General features: G+C 60.5%; 21 protein-coding genes. 8 read left to right on the forward strand and 13 right to left on the reverse strand.

What is annotated here, in order from left to right; genetic code table 11:
- Positions 1 to 49: 49 nt before the first annotated feature.
- Complete coding sequence (locus I2G20_RS05140; protein WP_196258603.1) at positions 50 to 283, reverse strand: FliM/FliN family flagellar motor switch protein; 234 nt, start codon at positions 281 to 283, stop codon at positions 50 to 52.
- Positions 284 to 359: 76 nt separating this feature from the next.
- On the opposite strand from I2G20_RS05140, the gene lipB reads away from it, so the two are divergent.
- The 6 genes from lipB to folK all read left to right on the forward strand — a co-directional run bounded on the left by lipB (position 360) and on the right by folK (position 4,807).
- Positions 360 to 1,094 (forward strand): lipoyl(octanoyl) transferase LipB, encoded by a 735-nt coding sequence (lipB, locus tag I2G20_RS05145; RefSeq protein ID WP_196258604.1) that lies wholly within the window; start codon positions 360 to 362, stop codon positions 1,092 to 1,094.
- Between the two features lie 58 nt (positions 1,095 to 1,152).
- The gene (locus I2G20_RS05150; protein WP_196258605.1) at positions 1,153 to 1,674 is read left to right on the forward strand and encodes a DUF4282 domain-containing protein; all 522 of its coding nucleotides are present in this window, start codon (positions 1,153 to 1,155) and stop codon (positions 1,672 to 1,674) included.
- Positions 1,675 to 1,777: 103 nt separating this feature from the next.
- On the forward strand, positions 1,778 to 3,124 hold the full coding sequence (gene rimO, locus I2G20_RS05155) for a 30S ribosomal protein S12 methylthiotransferase RimO (protein ID WP_196258606.1): 1,347 nt from the start codon (positions 1,778 to 1,780) through the stop codon (positions 3,122 to 3,124).
- Between the two features lie 23 nt (positions 3,125 to 3,147).
- Positions 3,148 to 3,972, forward strand: coding sequence for a dihydropteroate synthase (gene folP, locus I2G20_RS05160; protein WP_196258607.1), 825 nt, complete (start codon positions 3,148 to 3,150; stop codon positions 3,970 to 3,972).
- A gap of 2 nt (positions 3,973 to 3,974) precedes the next feature.
- Complete coding sequence (folB, locus tag I2G20_RS05165) at positions 3,975 to 4,361, forward strand: dihydroneopterin aldolase (protein ID WP_196258608.1); 387 nt, start codon at positions 3,975 to 3,977, stop codon at positions 4,359 to 4,361.
- On the forward strand, positions 4,361 to 4,807 hold the full coding sequence (folK, locus tag I2G20_RS05170) for a 2-amino-4-hydroxy-6-hydroxymethyldihydropteridine diphosphokinase (RefSeq protein WP_196258609.1): 447 nt from the start codon (positions 4,361 to 4,363) through the stop codon (positions 4,805 to 4,807). Before folB ends, folK begins: the two co-directional genes overlap by 1 nt.
- Here the strand turns inward: folK and I2G20_RS05175 are convergent.
- From I2G20_RS05175 to I2G20_RS05200, 6 genes are all read right to left on the reverse strand, one after another.
- Positions 4,779 to 5,555, reverse strand: a complete 777-nt coding sequence (locus I2G20_RS05175) for an ATP12 family chaperone protein (protein WP_196258610.1) — start codon at positions 5,553 to 5,555, stop codon at positions 4,779 to 4,781. The genes folK and I2G20_RS05175 overlap by 29 nt on opposite strands.
- Positions 5,555 to 6,223, reverse strand: a complete 669-nt coding sequence (locus tag I2G20_RS05180; protein WP_196258611.1) for an HAD-IA family hydrolase — start codon at positions 6,221 to 6,223, stop codon at positions 5,555 to 5,557. The genes I2G20_RS05175 and I2G20_RS05180 overlap by 1 nt, the downstream gene beginning before the upstream one ends.
- A complete protein-coding gene (locus I2G20_RS05185; protein ID WP_196258612.1) occupies positions 6,223 to 7,221 on the reverse strand; it encodes an RluA family pseudouridine synthase in 999 nt (332 codons plus the stop codon). The genes I2G20_RS05180 and I2G20_RS05185 overlap by 1 nt, the downstream gene beginning before the upstream one ends.
- The gene (crcB, locus tag I2G20_RS05190; protein ID WP_196258613.1) at positions 7,222 to 7,593 is read right to left on the reverse strand and encodes a fluoride efflux transporter CrcB; all 372 of its coding nucleotides are present in this window, start codon (positions 7,591 to 7,593) and stop codon (positions 7,222 to 7,224) included.
- Between the two features lie 61 nt (positions 7,594 to 7,654).
- Positions 7,655 to 8,983 carry a replication-associated recombination protein A gene (locus I2G20_RS05195; protein ID WP_196258614.1) on the reverse strand — a complete coding sequence of 443 codons (1,329 nt, stop codon included), beginning with the start codon at positions 8,981 to 8,983 and terminating at the stop codon, positions 7,655 to 7,657.
- Between the two features lie 8 nt (positions 8,984 to 8,991).
- Positions 8,992 to 10,386, reverse strand: a complete 1,395-nt coding sequence (locus I2G20_RS05200; protein ID WP_196258615.1) for a Do family serine endopeptidase — start codon at positions 10,384 to 10,386, stop codon at positions 8,992 to 8,994.
- A 203-nt stretch (positions 10,387 to 10,589) separates the two neighbouring features.
- On the opposite strand from I2G20_RS05200, the gene I2G20_RS05205 reads away from it, so the two are divergent.
- Positions 10,590 to 11,741, forward strand: coding sequence for a type III PLP-dependent enzyme domain-containing protein (locus tag I2G20_RS05205; RefSeq protein WP_196258616.1), 1,152 nt, complete (start codon positions 10,590 to 10,592; stop codon positions 11,739 to 11,741).
- Positions 11,742 to 11,801: 60 nt separating this feature from the next.
- On the forward strand, positions 11,802 to 12,164 hold the full coding sequence (locus I2G20_RS05210; RefSeq protein ID WP_246472848.1) for a sunset domain-containing protein: 363 nt from the start codon (positions 11,802 to 11,804) through the stop codon (positions 12,162 to 12,164).
- Positions 12,165 to 12,222: 58 nt separating this feature from the next.
- On the opposite strand, the gene rplQ is transcribed toward I2G20_RS05210, so the two are convergent.
- The 6 genes from rplQ to secY form a co-directional block, all read right to left on the reverse strand.
- A complete protein-coding gene (gene rplQ, locus I2G20_RS05215; RefSeq protein ID WP_196258617.1) occupies positions 12,223 to 12,657 on the reverse strand; it encodes a 50S ribosomal protein L17 in 435 nt (144 codons plus the stop codon).
- A gap of 34 nt (positions 12,658 to 12,691) precedes the next feature.
- Complete coding sequence (locus I2G20_RS05220; RefSeq protein WP_207747541.1) at positions 12,692 to 13,720, reverse strand: DNA-directed RNA polymerase subunit alpha; 1,029 nt, start codon at positions 13,718 to 13,720, stop codon at positions 12,692 to 12,694.
- Between the two features lie 83 nt (positions 13,721 to 13,803).
- Positions 13,804 to 14,196 (reverse strand): 30S ribosomal protein S11, encoded by a 393-nt coding sequence (gene rpsK / locus I2G20_RS05225; protein WP_014130813.1) that lies wholly within the window; start codon positions 14,194 to 14,196, stop codon positions 13,804 to 13,806.
- Positions 14,197 to 14,285: 89 nt separating this feature from the next.
- Positions 14,286 to 14,654 (reverse strand): 30S ribosomal protein S13, encoded by a 369-nt coding sequence (rpsM, locus tag I2G20_RS05230; protein WP_196258618.1) that lies wholly within the window; start codon positions 14,652 to 14,654, stop codon positions 14,286 to 14,288.
- A 182-nt stretch (positions 14,655 to 14,836) separates the two neighbouring features.
- Complete coding sequence (locus tag I2G20_RS05235) at positions 14,837 to 15,403, reverse strand: adenylate kinase (protein WP_196258619.1); 567 nt, start codon at positions 15,401 to 15,403, stop codon at positions 14,837 to 14,839.
- Positions 15,400 to 16,734: a preprotein translocase subunit SecY gene (secY, locus tag I2G20_RS05240; RefSeq protein ID WP_196258620.1), complete on the reverse strand. Its 1,335-nt coding sequence runs from the start codon at positions 16,732 to 16,734 to the stop codon at positions 15,400 to 15,402. Before secY ends, I2G20_RS05235 begins: the two co-directional genes overlap by 4 nt.
- Positions 16,735 to 16,740: the final 6 nt, after the last annotated feature.

Here is a 16,740-nt window from a genome sequence, read left to right on the forward strand (position 1 = left end):
CTCAAGTGCCTAAATGACATCACCGACATAAAGTTTGGAACAAGGGAAATCAGACGGCCTTGATGACCTTTTCCGTCACCACCACATTAAGCTGGCCGTCGTCCACGGAAATCTCGCCCTTTGCGATGAGCGTGTTGTTGGCGTAGATACGCATGGGATCGTTCTCGAAGCTGTCGAGTTCGATCACCGCGCCGCGCCCGAGGCGCAAGAGGTGGTGAATGGGCAAGATCGTCGCCCCGAGTTCGACGGAAATATCGACTTCGATGATTTCAAGCGTATTCATAGCCGGCCTGTTACGAACTTGCGACGCGCGCGAGATTCGCATCCCATGGCTGCGCACGAGAGAGCATTGAACCTCCATGGTTAGCGAAGCGTTAATTTCGTCCCCTCTTCCCACGTGTACAAGTGCTGGAAAGCTCAGGCGCCTGGACGGCAGACCCGCGAACTGGATGATTGCTGAAAGCTATGTGCCATACCCCGACGCACTCGAGGTCATGCGCAGCCGTGCTGCAGCGATCGCCGCGGGAGAAGCGGAGGAAACCGTCTGGCTGCTCGAGCACCCTCCGCTCTATACGGCCGGGACATCGGCAAAGCCGTCGGACCTTCTGGCGCCGGACCGGTTTCCCGTGTTCGATGCGGGGCGCGGCGGGCAATACACCTATCATGGCCCCGGCCAGCGAGTTGCTTATGTCATGCTGGACCTGCGCGCCCGCGGACGCGATATTCGCTGCCTGGTCGAGGGTCTCGAAAACTGGATTATCGATGCGCTGGCCGCGTTCAACGTCAACGGCAAAAAACGCGAAGGACGCGTCGGCGTCTGGGTGAAACGGCCCGAACGCGGGCCGTTCGCCGAGGACAAGATCGCCGCCATCGGCGTGCGGGTGTCCAAATGGGTGAGCTTCCACGGCATTTCAATCAATGTCAGCCCGGATCTCAGCCATTATTCGGGTATCGTGCCGTGCGGTATTGCCGACCAGGGTGTCACCAGCCTGGAGGACCTGGGGCACATCGTCCAGATGGCGGAGGTCGACTCGGTGATGAAATCAGCGTTTGAGCGGCATTTCGGCACGGTCAGGGTTGCCCCGGCGCTCTAACCGAACCAGATTAAGGCTTCAGCGATTCATAATTCATCCGGTGCGAGGACGAAGCGACATGCGGTTTGAGGACATAAAGAAACTGGCTACTGGCACTGTGCTGTTCGACCTCAAAAGGATCATCGCACCGCGGCTGGTGACCATCGCCTATCTCCTGGGCCTCGCGGCGATATTGCTTTGGGCGGTCAACCACTTCTTCTATTCCTTCCGCTTCGGCTTCGGGAATGGCCTTTGGGGCCTGCTCGAGATTGCCGTCTTCGGGTTGCTCGCGCTGATTATCCTGCGCGTCGCCTGCGAAGCCGTGATTGTCTACTTCAAGGCTCATAGGGAAGAGACAGCCGAAGTGGTCCCCGTCCGTCCCGGCGCGACGCTGATCGACGACGTCCGCGATGCCATCGAGGATCTCGCCGAGCAGGAGCCCGACATCGAGGAGGTCGAGGTCGTGGTCGCTCCTCCCCCGCCGCCATCGGCTCGGCCGGCATCACCTCCTCCCCCGCCGCCCCCTGCGGCACCCGCCGCTGGGCCCGCGCCAGCCGCTCCAGCGCGGAAGCGAGGGCGTCCGGCAAAGCCGATCGTATAGCGGCCCCATCCCCCCGTTCAAGGCAGGGTTGCACTGGCAAAGATTGACCTTTGCCAGCTTTACGCTATGACACGCGCTTTGATGAAAGGTTGGACAGACGCCTATGAGCGCGCCGACGCAAAACGCCCCGAAAATAGGTCTCGTGAGCCTTGGATGCCCCAAGGCTCTCGTCGATTCCGAACGCATCCTCACGACCCTGCGCGCGCAAGGCTATAGCTTTTCGCCCTCTTATGAAGGCGCGGATGTGGTGATCGTCAACACGTGCGGCTTTCTCGACAGCGCCAAGGCCGAAAGTCTCGATGCGATTGGCGAGGCTATTCAGGAAAACGGCAAGGTAATCGTCACGGGTTGCCTGGGCGGCGAGGAAGAACTGATCCGCAAGACCCACCCGGGGGTTCTGGCCGTTTCCGGTGCGCATCAGTACGAGGCCGTGGTGAACGCGGTGCATGAGCACCTGCCGCCGGTCCCCAATGCGTTCGTCGATCTTGTGCCCGAGCAGGGCCTGCGACTGACCCCGCGCCACTACGCATATTTGAAGATCTCAGAGGGTTGTAACAACCGCTGTACTTTCTGCATCATCCCCTCGATCCGCGGCGATCTCGTCTCGCGCCCTATCGCGTCCGTGCTTTACGAGGCCGAGCGGCTGGTCAAGGCGGGGGTCAAGGAGATCATGGTGATCTCGCAGGACACTTCGGCCTATGGCGTGGACCTGAAATATGCGGCCTCCCCCTATCGCGGGCGGCAGGTCGAGGCGCGCTTCCAGACGCTGGCCGAGGAGCTCGGACAATTGGGCGCCTGGGTGCGGATGCACTATGTCTATCCCTATCCGCACGTTGATAACGTCATTCCGCTGATGGCGGATGGCGTGATCCTGCCCTATCTCGATATCCCCTTCCAGCACGCCAGCCCGCTGGTCCTCAAGACCATGCGTCGCCCGGCCAATCAGGAAAAGACTGCCGACCGCATCCGCAAATGGCGCGAAACCTGCCCCGACCTCGCGATCCGCTCGACCTTCATCGTCGGCTTCCCCGGCGAAACGGAGGAGGATTTCCAGATGCTGCTCGATTGGGTCGAGGAGACAAAAATAGACCGCGCCGGCGCCTTCCCCTACGAGCCCGTGACCGGCGCCAAGGCCAACGACCTCGGCCTTGATGAAATCCCCAACGAGGTCAAGACCGAGCGCTATGGCCGCCTTATGGAAGCTCTCCAGAAGGTCTCCGCCGAACGGCTCGCCACTAGAGTCGGACGCACCATCGACGTTCTGGTCGACGACGTTGAACCTCAGGACAAACGCGCCATCGCCCGCAGCCAATGGGATGCTCCCGAGATCGACGGCAATGTTATCGTCGAGGACGCGGACGGGGTCAAACCGGGCGACATGATTTCCGTCGTCGTGACCGGTAGCGACGAGTACGATCTTTACGCCACCCCCGCCGAGAGGGTCCAGTGATACACCTCGCCTACGAGGTGCCAATGCGCGGAGGCCCGCTGCGGCTAGGCCCCGACCCCATAATGATGGGTATCCTGAACGTTACGCCGGACAGCTTTTCGGACGGTGGCGACTTTTCCGTTCTCGACGCTGCCCTCGCCCAAGCGCGGCAACTGGTGGACGACGGAGCGCATATCGTCGACGTGGGCGGTGAAAGCACCCGGCCCGGCTCGGACGATGTCGGTGTGCAGGAAGAACTCGACCGCGTGATGCCCGTGCTTGACGCGCTGGCCGAAGCGGCACTTCCCGCTGCCATTTCCATTGATACCTACAAGGCGCTGGTCGCCGATCAGGCCGTTCAGGCGGGTGCGGCCATCGTCAACGATGTCTGGGGGCTCCAGCGCGATCCCGAGATTGCTGCCGTCGCCGCACATCACGGCGTCCCGGTGATCGCCATGCATTGGGACACCGAGCGCGACACGGATAAGGACCTGATCGGAGAGATGAAGCGCTGGCTGTCACGCTCCATCGAGATCGCGCTGGATGCCGGCATCGCACGGGAGAAGATCATTCTCGATCCCGGTTTCGGCTTCGCCAAGACGTGGGCGGAGAACTATGTCCTCCTCAATAGACTCGAGGAATTGCACGCACTTGGCTTCCCGCTGCTCATCGGCACGTCGCGCAAATCGATGATTGGCAAACTGCTCGACGCGCCACCCAAGGAGCGCGAGTCGGGAACCGTTGCGACGAGCGTTCTTGCTTACCTCAAAGGCGGGCATATTTTTCGTGTACACAATGTTCGCGCAAATCTACACGGCTTGCGTGTTGCCCACGCTACGCTCTATGGTGCGACCAGCGGGAGGGACTGAGATTGAGCGATTTCGACGATAGAGACCGCATCCTTTTGGCTGGACTGGCTTTTTACGGCTATCACGGTGTGATGCTTGAAGAGAACAAGCTCGGCCAGCGCTTCCGTATCGATCTTGAGCTGGGACTTGACATGAGCGACGCCGCAAAAACGGATGACGTTGCTTCGACCGTGCACTACGGAAATGTATACAATGTGGTAAAAGAGGCCTTCGAGGAAAGACGCTTCAAGTTGATCGAAGCCCTCGGCCATCACATCATTGTTCGGCTGTTCGGCGCGTTCGACAAGGTGGACTGGATCCGCATCCGCGTGCGCAAACCTGAGGCACCACTTCCCATCGTCGCCGGAGAAGTGGCCATCGAACTGCTCAGGACTCGGGATCAGATCTGATGGCTCGCGCCATCCTTGCGCTCGGCGCCAATATCGGTGACGCGGCGGGGCAGATCGAGGCTGCAATCGCGCGCATCGCGGATCATCCGAAGATAGCGCTCCTCAAGCGCTCGACAATTATCGTCACCCCGGCCTGGGGCGTTACCGATCAGGACGACTTTCATAACGGCGCGGTGCTGATCGAGACCGACCTGCTCCCTCTCGAACTGCTCGATTTCTGCCTTGAGACCGAAAATGCGCTGGGGCGTGTGCGGACGAAGAAATGGGGACCGCGCGTCATCGATGTCGATCTGATCACCTATGACCGGCTGGAAATGGCAAGCGACCGGCTGATTTTGCCCCATCCTTATGCGCGTGAGCGCGATTTCGTGCTCGCTCCACTACGCGAGATTGCTCCGGACATTGCAGAGTGGCTGGTCAGCCGGCCAGCCACCGCATCACATTGACCGCAGCATCGAATTCGATCTTGCGCTTTTCGCGGCGCTTGGCGGCCTCGAAGTCCTCGCCCCAATGGGCAATCTGGTAGTCCTCGTCCACATGCGCAGCCCGCCAGGCCGTCTCGGGATCGATGAGCCCTTCCAGCATGGCGATCGTGAGCAGGCCCGAACCCATAATGCCCGTCATCGAGACCAGCGCCGCTGCCGACATGAAATCGACCGAAGCGAGAGAAATCTTGAGCTTTTCCTGCGTTTCCACCGGTTGCTCCTGGTGCAGGATCCCGACCGTCGGCCGGAAGCTGACCGAAAAATGGCGGGCGATCTTGACGAGAACGCTGTCCCACACGTCTTCCTGCAACGCGGCCAATTCGCGTGGGGAGTCGGCGCGATAAAGGAGCAAGTCGTTTGCGGCATATTTGACGACCTCGTCGATCAGCGCTTCCCGAGCCTCCTCGCCGCCCTCGATAGCCGAATTGACCAGCCTGACGTGGGGCATCAGATCGGGATCGACATGCGTCCCCTGCCCGTCCCATTCGGTACGCATCGTCTCGGCCAACTCCCGTGACGCAACGGTCACCGCCTTCTTGGTCGGCGTCTTGATCTGCCGCCCGTCGAGCGTCACCGTATAGCCGCTACCGACCTGGGCGACGGCAACGATCTTATAGAACCGCTTGGGCAATTCGCGCTGCATGTGCTTTTGCGCGCGGCCATAGCCATCGTCGCGATGATTGAGGGCATCTTCGAGAAATTCGCGCATCAGCCGAGCACCTCTTCTATGGCCGCATCGAGATCGGCGTAATCGTCGATGATGATGTGCGCACCTGCCTCTTCGAGCAGCGCGCGACCGTGATAGCCCCAGGTAACCCCGATCGTCTTAGCCCCGGCAGCGACGCCGAGTTCCATGTCGAAGGTTGTATCTCCGATCATCACGGCACGGGACGGATCGATTGCGGTCTCGGCACAGGCGCGAAGCATCATGCCGGGATGGGGCTTGGAGGGATTGTGATCCGGGGTCTGCACGGTCACGAAATGGTCTGTGAGGCCATGAAGGTCAAGGATGCGCGAAACGCCGTGCAGCGCTTTCCCCGTAGCAATCCCGAGCAAGGATGTTTCCATACCGCGCAACCGGATCAGGGCATCCACCGCGCCGGCGTAGAGCGGCTCGTGCCGGTCGCCCTTGGCTAGCATCGCGCGGTAATGGCGCCGGTAGGTTTCGGCCAGCGCAAGCGCCGTCGGCTCGTCGCAACCGGCCAGCCGCCGCATGGCGATATCGAGCGTCAGCCCTATGACTGTGTTGGATTGCTCGCGTGTCGGCGCGGCCAAGCCGTGCTCGAGGAAGGTGGTCGCCATATGCTCGGCGATGATCGCGCCGGAATCGATCAGCGTGCCGTCCATATCGAAGACAATGAGGCGGGGCTGGGCCATCAGGCATCGTCCTCCGGATCGGCGTCCTGTGCGTCGTAGCGATTGGCGTCGAACCCGAGCGTATCGAAGGTCTGTTTCATATGGGGCGGCAGGGGCGCTGTGATGTCGAGCCGTTTGCCGCTGCGCAGCGGGATGGCAAGGCGTCGGGCGTGAAGATGCAGCCCCTTGCCCAGTTCCTCGGGACGCTCCCAGTTCCAGTTTTCGAGATTGAAATAGCGCGGGTCGTCGAGGATCGGCGTCCCGAGTTCCATCATGTGGACGCGCAATTGGTGCGTGCGGCCCGTAACCGGCTTCAGGCTCACCCATGCGAACTGAAGCGCTGCGCTGTCAGTGACCGAATAATAGCTCACTGAATGCTGCGCGCCTTCGGTACCGTTTTCCACCACCACCATCTGCTCGCCATCCTGCGTGGCCTGACGTGCCAGAAAGCAGGAGATGCGCCCCTGGCGCGGGGCGGGAACTCCCACCGTCACGGCCCAGTAGATCTTGCGTGCCGAGCGAGAGCGGAACACGGTCCCGAAATGGCTCGCCGCGGCGCGTGTCTTGGCGACCAGCAGGCATCCGGACGTGTCGCGGTCGAGCCTGTGGACGAGACGCGGCGGCTCGCCCTTCTTGTTGGGCAGCGATTTGAGCATACCGTCGACATGGCGCTTGGTGCCCGACCCGCCCTGCACTGCAAGCCCGTGCGGCTTGTTAAAGACATAGATGTCGTCATCTTCGTAGATAACGAGGGCGCGCAAAAAATTCGCGTCTTTCTCGTTGACGCGCGGCTGGCCTGTCGGCGCCGGCGCTTCGCCCAGCGGAGGCACGCGCACCAGCTGCCCGGCCGCGAGGCGAGCATTGGATTGCACGCGCCCACTGTCGACGCGGACCTGGCCCGAACGCAAGAGCTTCTGCAGCCGTCCAAAAGTCAGGTGGGGGAAATGCACCGAGAACCAGCGGTCGAGCCGCATGCCATCCTCGTCACGCGCCACCTCGCGCAATTGTACGCCACTCATCTAGATCACTCCTCGGGCAAGCCAGAGAGCGAGAGCAAGGCTCCCTACCGACCCGACGACCGAAAGAAGGATATATCCGGTTGCGGCAAACCACTCACCGCGTTGGGCCAGTGTGATGACGTCCAGGGAAAAGGACGAGAAAGTCGTAAAGCCGCCCAGAACACCAACCGCAAGAAGCAGGCGCGCCTCGTTGCTCCACGCAACCAGCGTCCGGCTCAAAACGGCAATCAGCACGCCCATGAGGAACGATCCTACGATATTGACGATAAGGGTCGCGAACGGAAAGCCGGCAATCGGTACGAGGCGCCCCACGCCATACCGCGCCATGGCACCGACCGCTCCGCCGAGCCCCACGAGAAGAAAAGAATACATTGCAGCCCCTTGGAGACATATCGGCGGTCCATAGCACCTTTGCGCCACGGGCTCCAGCCAGTCAGTCCTCGCTGTGTTTGGCTGCCCGAAGTTTTGAAAAGTAGTCGAGCCGCTTGCGGATTTCGCGTTCGAAGCCGCGCTCGACGGGCTGGTAGAAATCCTGCCGTCCGATCTTTTCGGGGAAATATTCCTGCCCCGAAAATCCCTCTGGCGTGTCGTGATCGTAGATATAGCCCTCGCCGTATCCCTGCCCCTTCATGAGCTTTGTCGGAGCATTGAGGATGGTCATCGGCGGCATGGGGGAGCCGGTCTGCTTGGCGACCGACATTGCGCCCTTGAATGCCGTATAGAGCGCATTGGATTTGGGCGCCGTCGCGAGATAGACGACAGCCTGCGCCAGCGCCAGTTCGCCCTCGGGGGAACCGAGCATATGGTAGGCGTCGCGTGCGGCGACAGTGAGGGGCAAAGCCTGGGGATCGGCCATGCCGATATCTTCGACCGCCATGCGGATCAGTCGCCGGGCAAGGAACATCGGGTCCTCGCCACCGTCGAGCATCCGCGCAAAGTAGTAGAGGGCCGCATCGGGATCTGACCCGCGCACGGTCTTGTGCAAAGCGGAGATGAGGTTGTAGTGCCCTTCCTGGCTCTTGTCGTAGATCGGCGCGCGGCGCTGAACGAGCTTGGTCAACCCCTCCCGGTCGAGCATATCCTCGGGGCCGGTGGCGGCATCGATTTCTTCGATGAGCCCGAGCAGGGCGCGGCCATCCCCGTCGGCCAGCGAGGTCAAAGTTTCGCGGGCATCCACATCGAGCGGCAGGGCGCGTCCGATTTCGGCCTCGGCACGCTTCGCAAGCGCTTCCAGATCCTCGCGCGAAAGGCTCTGGAATGTCAGGACCTGCGCGCGCGAGAGCAGCGCCGCGTTGAGTTCGAAGCTGGGGTTTTCCGTCGTCGCGCCAACGAGCACAACCGTCCCGTCCTCCATGACAGGCAGGAAGCTATCCTGCTGGGCGCGGTTGAAGCGGTGGATTTCATCTACGAACAGCAATGTGCGCTGCCCGGCGCGACGCGCGACGCGGGCCGTCTCGAACACCTTCTTGAGATCGGCCACGCCGGAAAAGATCGCTGAAATCTGCTCGAACCGGTAGCCCGCGGCGTCCGCCAGCAACCGGGCAACCGTCGTCTTTCCCGTCCCCGGAGGACCCCACAAAATGAGCGACCCCAGCCTGCCCGACGCGATCATCCGCCTGAGCGTTCCTTCAGGCCCGATGATATGGCCCTGGCCGATGACGTCCTCGAGTGACTTGGGTCGAAGCCGGTCGGCAAGCGGACGGTCTTCCCCTGCCTCGTCGGGACGGGTCGCCGGTATATCGTCGGGAAAAAGATCGGTCATGCCAGCCTTTATCCGCTCACGAACGAGCGGATTATCCTCCCGCCCCGCTGCAAGGTGATCTGCCAGCCGCGAGGCCTCTGGCTGGCAAGGGATTCGAAGGTTTCAATATCACGTATTTCGGTGCCGTTGAGATTGAGGATGATGTCCCCTTCGCGCAAGCCGAGCCGCTGCGCCGGGCTGGCCGGCGCCACCTCGATGATGGCGACTCCTGTTGCCGAAAAGCCGAGGCCGAAGGATTGCGCCAGCGCAGGCGTCAGCTCTGACACCGTAACACCGGCAAACCGCGTATCGCCGGAGATGACGGCCTGCCGAGCGCCGTTGGAGGGGGCCGTCTCAAGCAGTAAATCTATGATGAAAGATTGCCCTCCGCGCCGGACGTCGAGCGCAACCGTACTGTCCACGGGCAACAAGCCTATTCTGTAGTAGAGTGCCTCAGGATCTTGAACCGCCAACCCGTCGATGCCCACGATAACGTCGCCCGAACGCAGGCCCGCGCGCGCTGCAGGACCATCCTGTGCGATATCGGTGATGAGCGCACCCCGCGGCAGATCGAGGCCGAGCCCCGCGGCAAGATCGCTGTCAAGCGACTGGAACGTTGCGCCGAACCACGGGCGGACGATTTCTCCGCCCGAAGCGGCCGCGGTTGCGATGACGCGTGCCATGTTGGAGGGAATGGCAAAACCGATACCTTGCGAACCTCCGGAACGCGTGAAGAGAGCGGTATTGATGCCCACGAGCCTGCCGTCCATATCGACCAGCGCCCCGCCCGAATTGCCGGGATTGATCGCTGCATCCGTCTGGATAAAGAACTGATAGTCGGTGATGCCGACGCCGGTCCGCGCCAGCGCCGAGACGATGCCGCTGGTGACCGTCTGGCCCACGCCGAAAGGATTACCGATCGCCAGCACGAGATCGCCCACTTCGAGCCGATCCGAATCCGCGAACTGCGCGACAGGGAAAGTCCGGTCGGGATTGCGGATGGCCAGTGCGGCAAGGTCGGTCGCACCATCGGCCAAGACGAGATCGACCGGATATTCCCGGCCGTCCATCGTGGCAATGCGGATATCGATCGCCCCTTCGACAACGTGGTTGTTTGTGAGGATCAGTCCGTCCTCGCCCACGATCACACCCGAACCGAGCGACTGGGATTCCTGGGGCCGGGTATCGAAGAACGGCGAGCGTCCGAAGAACTGATCAAAAAAGGGATCGCCAAACATGCTCTGGCGTTGCTGGGTGATGCGTGTCGCATACACATTGACGACCGCAGGAGCGACCTCGCGCACGACAGGAGCGTAAGAGAGCCGGATTTCTTCGGCATCAAGAGGAACGCGGCGTTCAGTTTGAGCCAGAGCGGGTGAGATGGAAAGCAGGGCAACAACGACCAGCGAAAGAGCACGAAGCATCAATTATCTCCGATATTTCCATTGCCCCCAAAGGTGGTATCTGGGAACGCGCAAGGCAAGTTACGAGTTCGTAACGCATCCACGAAAGAGCCTGGGCAAAGAATCGTCACACACCGCGTTTATAGCCCCAATTTGCCATTGCGAAGGTTGGCGTTGCGCCCTATACGTCCGCGCTTTCAACCTGCTTTATGAGGGTCCCGTGAATGGACATTTCGCCCGCTCGCACTTATGCGGACACCGCTGAACTGATCGCAACCGAAGAACCGGATTTCCCGAGCTTTCTGTTCTCTGAACGCCTGCTCGTCAACGCGATCAAGACGTTTCAATCCGGTTTCGATGGCCTGCTCACATACGCGGTGAAGGCGAACCCCTCCCCCCATATTCTCTCCATCATGCACCGCGAAGGCCTCAAGGCCTTCGACGTTGCCTCCAACGCCGAAATGGCGCTGATCGAGAAATATGCCCCCGGCGCGGGAATGCACTACAACAACCCGATCAAATCGCGGCGTGAGATCAAGCGCGCCTACGAAGAATTCGGGGTGCGCTCCTTCACCATCGATCACGTCGCCCAGCTCGATCAGTTGGCCGCCGTCGTCCCGCCGTCGGAAGACGTTGAGGTCACGGTCCGCTTCAAGGCCGGCAAGGCGCTGAAATCCTACGACTTCGGCACCAAGTTCGGCGTGATGGAAGACGGTGCCATCTCCATGTGCACGTTGACCAAGGCCATGGGCTATACGACCTCGCTTTGCTTCCACGTGGGAAGCCAGTGCGAAGACGCATACGCCTATGAGCGCCACATCGCCGCAACCGGCCGCATCGCACAGGCTTCGGGGATAGAGCTCAAGCGCCTCAATGTCGGTGGCGGATTTCCGGCCCCCTACATTTCGAGCTCCGCCCCGCCGCTCGAGGTCTATTTCGACACCATCCATACAGCGGTCACCGACACCTTCGGTTCGAACAAGCCGCAATTGATCGCCGAGCCGGGTCGCGGCCTTTCGACAGGCTGCACTTCGCTGCTCCTGCGCGTAAAGCACGTGCGTGGCGAACAATCGGTCTATCTCAACGATGGCGTCTATGGTTCGCTGATGGAAGCGATGATCCTCGAGTTCATGCCGCCTCTCCGCGTCTGGCGCGGCGACAAGATCGTGGGCGGCGAAACCTGGGACTTCAAGATCTTCGGGCCGACCTGCGACAGCTATGACGTAATGCCCCAGACCTTCCTCCTGCCCGCAGCGATAGCCGAGGACGACTATATCGAATTCGGCCTGATGGGCGCCTATACCCAAGCCTCGTTGACCGACTTCAATGGCTTCAACCGCCGCGAGCTCTATTGGGTAAACGATATTCTGGTATGACGATCGCATAAATTATGACGCAAATGATTGCATTCGCTTAACCGCTCGGCCCACCTTCGCTTGAACGACATCGGTCCTGCTCCCAGTATCCCGCACCACCATGGGGGGGGCGGGATGCGAAATTCCGGTCTTTCATTGCTGTTTCAGATCGTCGCGGCGGCGGGTATTGGCTTTGTCGGGGTGACGTTTGCAACCCAACCGCAAACCGCCATGGCGGTGGCACAAAGCGTAACAAGCACGGTCGCGCAGATTTCCGAGTGCAACATCAAGGGCAATATCAGCGTCAATACCGGCGAGCGCATTTATCATGTGCCCGGACAGCGATATTACAAGCAAACACGGATTGATCAGCTCAAAGGCGAACGCTGGTTCTGTTCCGAATCCGAGGCTCTAGCTGCCGGTTGGCGGCGTTCACGGCAATAGTAGAAAAGAAAAAAGCCCGGGACGAACCCGGGCTTTTAAATACTCCAGCAGGACCAGATTACGCTGCGGCGTTCTCTTCCTCGTCATCGCGAGTGAAGTCAGCAGTCGGGCCAGAATCCTGACCCTTGGCTTCGACGTCGCGGTCGACGAATTCGATGATGCCGACCGGCGCATTGTCACCGTGACGGAAACCGGCCTTGAGGATGCGCGTATAGCCGCCATTGCGGTCCTTGTAGCGCGGGCCGAGGATGTCGAACAGCTTCCGGACCATCGATTCATCGCCGATCTGGGCAATAGCCTGGCGGCGAGCATGCAGATCGCCGCGCTTGCCGAGCGTGATCAGCTTTTCGACGATCGGACGCAGATCCTTCGCCTTCGGCAGAGTGGTGACAATCTGCTCGTGCTTGATAAGGGCCGCGGACATGTTCTTGAACATCGCCTTGCGATGCGAAGAGGTCCGGTTCAGTTTGCGGCCGGCTTTACCGTGTCGCATGGTACTCTCCTAATTTCCTGTTCGCAGCGGAAGATCAGTAGTGATCTTCGTAACGCTTGGCGAGGTCTTCGATGTTTTCGGGCGGCCAATTGGCGACGTCCATGCCGAGATGGAGTCCCATCTGAGCCAGCACTTCCTTGATCTCGTTGAGCGACTTGCGCCCGAAGTTCGGGGTGCGGAGCATTTCCGCTTCCGTCTTCTGGATGAGATCGCCGATGTAAACGATGTTGTCGTTCTTGAGGCAGTTCGCAGAACGAACCGACAGTTCGAGTTCGTCCACCTTCTTGAGCAGCGCCGGGTTGAAGGCGAGCTCGGGAGCCGAATCCTCGGCCTTTTCCTTGGTGGGCTCTTCGAAATTGACGAACACCGAAAGCTGATCCTGGACGATACGGGCTGCAAAAGCGAGCGCATCTTCCGGCGTGATCGAACCGTTTGTCTCGATCTGCATGCTGAGCTTGTCGAAGTCGAGATTCTGGCCCTCACGGGTCTTGTCGACCTTGTAGCTCACACGCTTGACCGGCGAAAACAGCGCATCGACGGCGATATAGCCGATCGGAGCATCTTCCGGCTTGTTGCGGTCGGCCGGGACATAGCCCTTGCCGGTGTTCACGGTGAACTCGATATTGACCTCGGCGCCGTCATCGAGGTGACAGATGACGAGGTCAGGATTGAGAACCTCGATATCGCCGGTGGTGCGGATATCGCCTGCCGTCACGGCGCCAGGGCCCTGCTTGGCGAGCGTCAGGCGCTTGGGGCCTTCGTCGCCCATCTTGATGGCGATTTCCTTGACGTTGAGCACGAGATCGGTCACGTCCTCACGCACGCCGGGAATTGAAGAGAATTCGTGCAGCACGCCATCGATCTGAATGGCGGTAATTGCCGCACCCTGCAGCGAGCTCAGCAGCACACGGCGCAACGTATTGCCCAGGGTCAGGCCATAGCCGCGCTCAAGCGGCTCGGCGACCACTGAGGCCACGCGCGCAGGATCACTGCCCGGAACGACGTCGAGCTTTGTCGGCTTAATCAGCTCCTGCCAGTTTTTCTGGATCATCACGTCCAACATCCTTTCAAAAATGCGGCCCTGCCCCGGCCGCCTGCCGCAAACGGTAAGCGGACTTCGGTTGGCCTTACCGAAGCCCGGTCACATTAGACGCGACGACGCTTGCGCGGCCGGCATCCGTTGTGGGGGATGGATGTAACGTCCCGGATACTCGTAACGGTGAAACCAGCGGCCTGGAGCGCGCGGAGAGCCGATTCACGGCCCGAACCCGGACCACGAACCTCGACCTCAAGGGTCTTCATGCCGTGTTCCTGCGCCTTCTTGGCCGCATCTTCAGCAGCCATCTGCGCTGCATAAGGGGTCGACTTGCGCGAACCCTTGAAGCCCATCGTACCGGCGGATGACCAGGAGATCGTGTTGCCCTGAACGTCGGTGATAGTGACCATCGTGTTGTTGAAAGAGGCGTTTACGTGTGCAACGCCAGCACTGATATTCTTGCGCTCGCGGCGGCGAACGCGGGTCGTTTCAGCTTTAGCCATTTACTTCCTCTAGCCGATCTCAACGCTGCCCTAACAAGGATTGTACGGGCAGCTCCACCGAAAGCCCCAGTCGCCCGGGACCATTGAATTTATTTCTTCTTGCCCGCGATGGGCTTTGCCGGACCCTTGCGGGTACGGGCATTGGTATGGGTGCGCTGACCGCGGACCGGAAGGCCACGACGGTGACGCAGACCGCGATAGTTACCAAGGTCCATAAGACGCTTGATGTTCATTGCAACCGTACGCCGCAAATCACCCTCGACCTGATAATCACGATCGATGGTTTCACGGATCTGGATGACTTCCGCGTCGGTCAACTCATTCACGCGCCGCTCGGCCGGAATGGAAACCTTCTCGCAGATTTCAGCGGCCATTTTCGGGCCGATCCCGTGAATGTACTGCAGTGCGATTAGCACGCGCTTATTCGTCGGGATGTTGACGCCAGCAATACGAGCCACGCCTGATCTCCTAAAATTTGTTCGAGGGCTCAGCCCTCGTCTTCTTTCAACAACAAGGGACCGGTATCCGACCCCCTTCACCTTGGAAGGAACCGAATCCAGCCCTCGAGATTTCTGAGACTGGCGCGGTTCTAAGGACTTCACGGGCCAAAGTCAACTGGCCCAATCGTCCGAATTCGCAACTATTGCAAAGCCTGCTGGATAGCAGCCGTTACCTCTTCGACTGGCTTCATGCCGTCGACCGTCCTGAGCAGCCCTCGTTCGGCATAATAATTGACGAGTGGGGCAGTCTGCTCCGCATAGACAGCCAGGCGTTTGCGCAGAACTTCTTCGTTGTCGTCGGCCCGTGCGCCGCCGCTTTCCCTGGCCCGATTGATGATCCGCTCAACCAAGACATCCGCGTCCGCCGTGATCTCGATGACCCCGTTGAGATGCAGACCCTTGCGGTCGAGCATATGCGTGAGCGTATCAGCCTGAGCGATGGTGCGCGGAAAGCCGTCGAGGATGAAGCCCTGGGCACAGTCGGGCTCGTCCATGCGATCCGAAATGATCCCGGAGACGATGACGTCCGAAACAAGGTCGCCGCGATCGACAATTGCCTTGGCTTCGAGCCCAAGCGGCGTCTTGGCGGCGATGGCGGCACGCAGCATATCCCCCGTCGACAGCTGCGGAATTCCGTAAGCCTCAACCAGGATCTGGGCCTGCGTCCCCTTCCCCGCCCCCGGCGGGCCCAAAAGTACAAGTCTCATCTACGGCGTCCTCCCAAGCGTGACTTCTTGACCATGCCCTCATATTGCTGGGCGATCAGATGACTCTGAATCTGGCTGACCGTATCGAGCGTCACCGTCACCATAATGAGCAGCGACGTGCCGCCCAGGAACGCCGAGATGTTGAGTTGGCTCAGGAACACTTCAGGAATGAGCGCGACAACCGTCAGATAGATCGCACCGACCACGGTAATGCGGGTCAGCACGTAGTCGATATGCTGGGCCGTCCGTTCGCCGGGACGAATGCCCGGGATAAACCCGCCCGAACGCTTGAGATTGTCGGCCGTCTCCGTGGGGTTGAAGACGATCGAGGTATAAAAGAACGCAAAGAAGATGATCATCGCAGCAAAGAACGCCAGATAAAGCGGCTGGCCGCGGCCAAGCACGGCCGAAATCACCTGCAGCCACTGCGGGGCATCGCCCTGCGCGGTAAAGGTTGCAATCGTTGCTGGAAGCAAAAGCAGCGAGGACGCAAAGATCACCGGGATAACACCCGCGGTGTTGAGCTTGAGCGGCAGGTGCGATGTATCGCCCTGATACATCTTGTTTCCAACCTGGCGTTTTGGATACTGGATCAGAAGCCGCCGCTGGGCGCGCTCGAAGAACACGATAATGCCGATCACCACAATGGCTGCGATCAGGATGCCGACCACGGCGACCGTCGGCAGGGCGCCAGTGCGACTCAGTTCCAGAGTCTGGGCAATGGTACCGGGCAACGACGCCACGATACCGGCAAAGATGATCAACGAAATGCCGTTGCCGACTCCGCGTGCCGTCATCTGCTCGCCGAGCCACATCAGGAACATCGTGCCGCCGACCAGTGTGATGACGGTCGAAATGCGGAAAAACCAGCCCGGATCCGCTACCACGCCCTCGCTGGCCTCGAGCCCCACGGCGATGCCATAGGCCTGCACGGCGCAAAATATCACAGTGAGATAGCGCGTATACTGGTTGAGCTTGCGCCGCCCGCTCTCCCCCTCTTTCTTGAGCTGCTCAAGGCGAGGAGAGGCCGAAGCCATCACCTGGATCACGATCGAGGCGGTAATATAGGGAATAAGGTTCAGCGCAAAGATCGCGAGACGCTCGACAGCGCCGCCGGCGAACATGTTGAAAAGACCGAAAATCCCGCCCTGCGCCTGCTGAAACGTCGCGGCGAACGCATCTGGGTCGATGCCAGGAATCGGGATGTAGGTGCCGAGGCGATAGACGAGGAGCGCGCCGAGCGTAAACAGGATGCGCTTTTGCAGGTCCTTGGCCTTGGAGAAGGTCGAGAAGCTCAGGTTACGGGCCAGTTGCTCGGCTGCAGACGCCATGACGGC

The organism is Pelagibacterium limicola (assembly GCF_015694405.1).
Classification (GTDB): Bacteria; Pseudomonadota; Alphaproteobacteria; order Rhizobiales; family Devosiaceae; genus Pelagibacterium; species Pelagibacterium limicola.

Excerpts from the sequence above, each read along its gene's own strand:
- lipB (WP_196258604.1), top strand. The coding sequence starts at position 360 with ATGGTTAGCGAAGCGTTAATTTCGTCCCCTCTTCCCACGTGTACAAGT.
- I2G20_RS05180 (WP_196258611.1), bottom strand. The coding sequence starts at position 6,223 with ATGGCCCAGCCCCGCCTCATTGTCTTCGATATGGACGGCACGCTGATC.
- I2G20_RS05220 (WP_207747541.1), bottom strand. The coding sequence starts at position 13,720 with ATGTTGGACGTGATGATCCAGAAAAACTGGCAGGAGCTGATTAAGCCG.
- I2G20_RS05200 (WP_196258615.1), bottom strand. The coding sequence starts at position 10,386 with ATGCTTCGTGCTCTTTCGCTGGTCGTTGTTGCCCTGCTTTCCATCTCA.
- I2G20_RS05235 (WP_196258619.1), bottom strand. The coding sequence starts at position 15,403 with ATGAGACTTGTACTTTTGGGCCCGCCGGGGGCGGGGAAGGGGACGCAG.
- rimO (WP_196258606.1), top strand. The coding sequence starts at position 1,778 with ATGAGCGCGCCGACGCAAAACGCCCCGAAAATAGGTCTCGTGAGCCTT.
- folK (WP_196258609.1), top strand. The coding sequence starts at position 4,361 with ATGGCTCGCGCCATCCTTGCGCTCGGCGCCAATATCGGTGACGCGGCG.
- I2G20_RS05205 (WP_196258616.1), top strand. The coding sequence starts at position 10,590 with ATGGACATTTCGCCCGCTCGCACTTATGCGGACACCGCTGAACTGATC.
- rplQ (WP_196258617.1), bottom strand. The coding sequence starts at position 12,657 with ATGCGACACGGTAAAGCCGGCCGCAAACTGAACCGGACCTCTTCGCAT.
- folP (WP_196258607.1), top strand. The coding sequence starts at position 3,148 with ATGCGCGGAGGCCCGCTGCGGCTAGGCCCCGACCCCATAATGATGGGT.
- I2G20_RS05175 (WP_196258610.1), bottom strand. The coding sequence starts at position 5,555 with ATGCGCGAATTTCTCGAAGATGCCCTCAATCATCGCGACGATGGCTAT.
- I2G20_RS05140 (WP_196258603.1), bottom strand. The coding sequence starts at position 283 with ATGAATACGCTTGAAATCATCGAAGTCGATATTTCCGTCGAACTCGGG.
- secY (WP_196258620.1), bottom strand. The coding sequence starts at position 16,734 with ATGGCGTCTGCAGCCGAGCAACTGGCCCGTAACCTGAGCTTCTCGACC.
- I2G20_RS05195 (WP_196258614.1), bottom strand. The coding sequence starts at position 8,983 with ATGACCGATCTTTTTCCCGACGATATACCGGCGACCCGTCCCGACGAG.
- rpsK (WP_014130813.1), bottom strand. The coding sequence starts at position 14,196 with ATGGCTAAAGCTGAAACGACCCGCGTTCGCCGCCGCGAGCGCAAGAAT.
- I2G20_RS05185 (WP_196258612.1), bottom strand. The coding sequence starts at position 7,221 with ATGAGTGGCGTACAATTGCGCGAGGTGGCGCGTGACGAGGATGGCATG.
- I2G20_RS05150 (WP_196258605.1), top strand. The coding sequence starts at position 1,153 with ATGCGGTTTGAGGACATAAAGAAACTGGCTACTGGCACTGTGCTGTTC.
- crcB (WP_196258613.1), bottom strand. The coding sequence starts at position 7,593 with ATGTATTCTTTTCTTCTCGTGGGGCTCGGCGGAGCGGTCGGTGCCATG.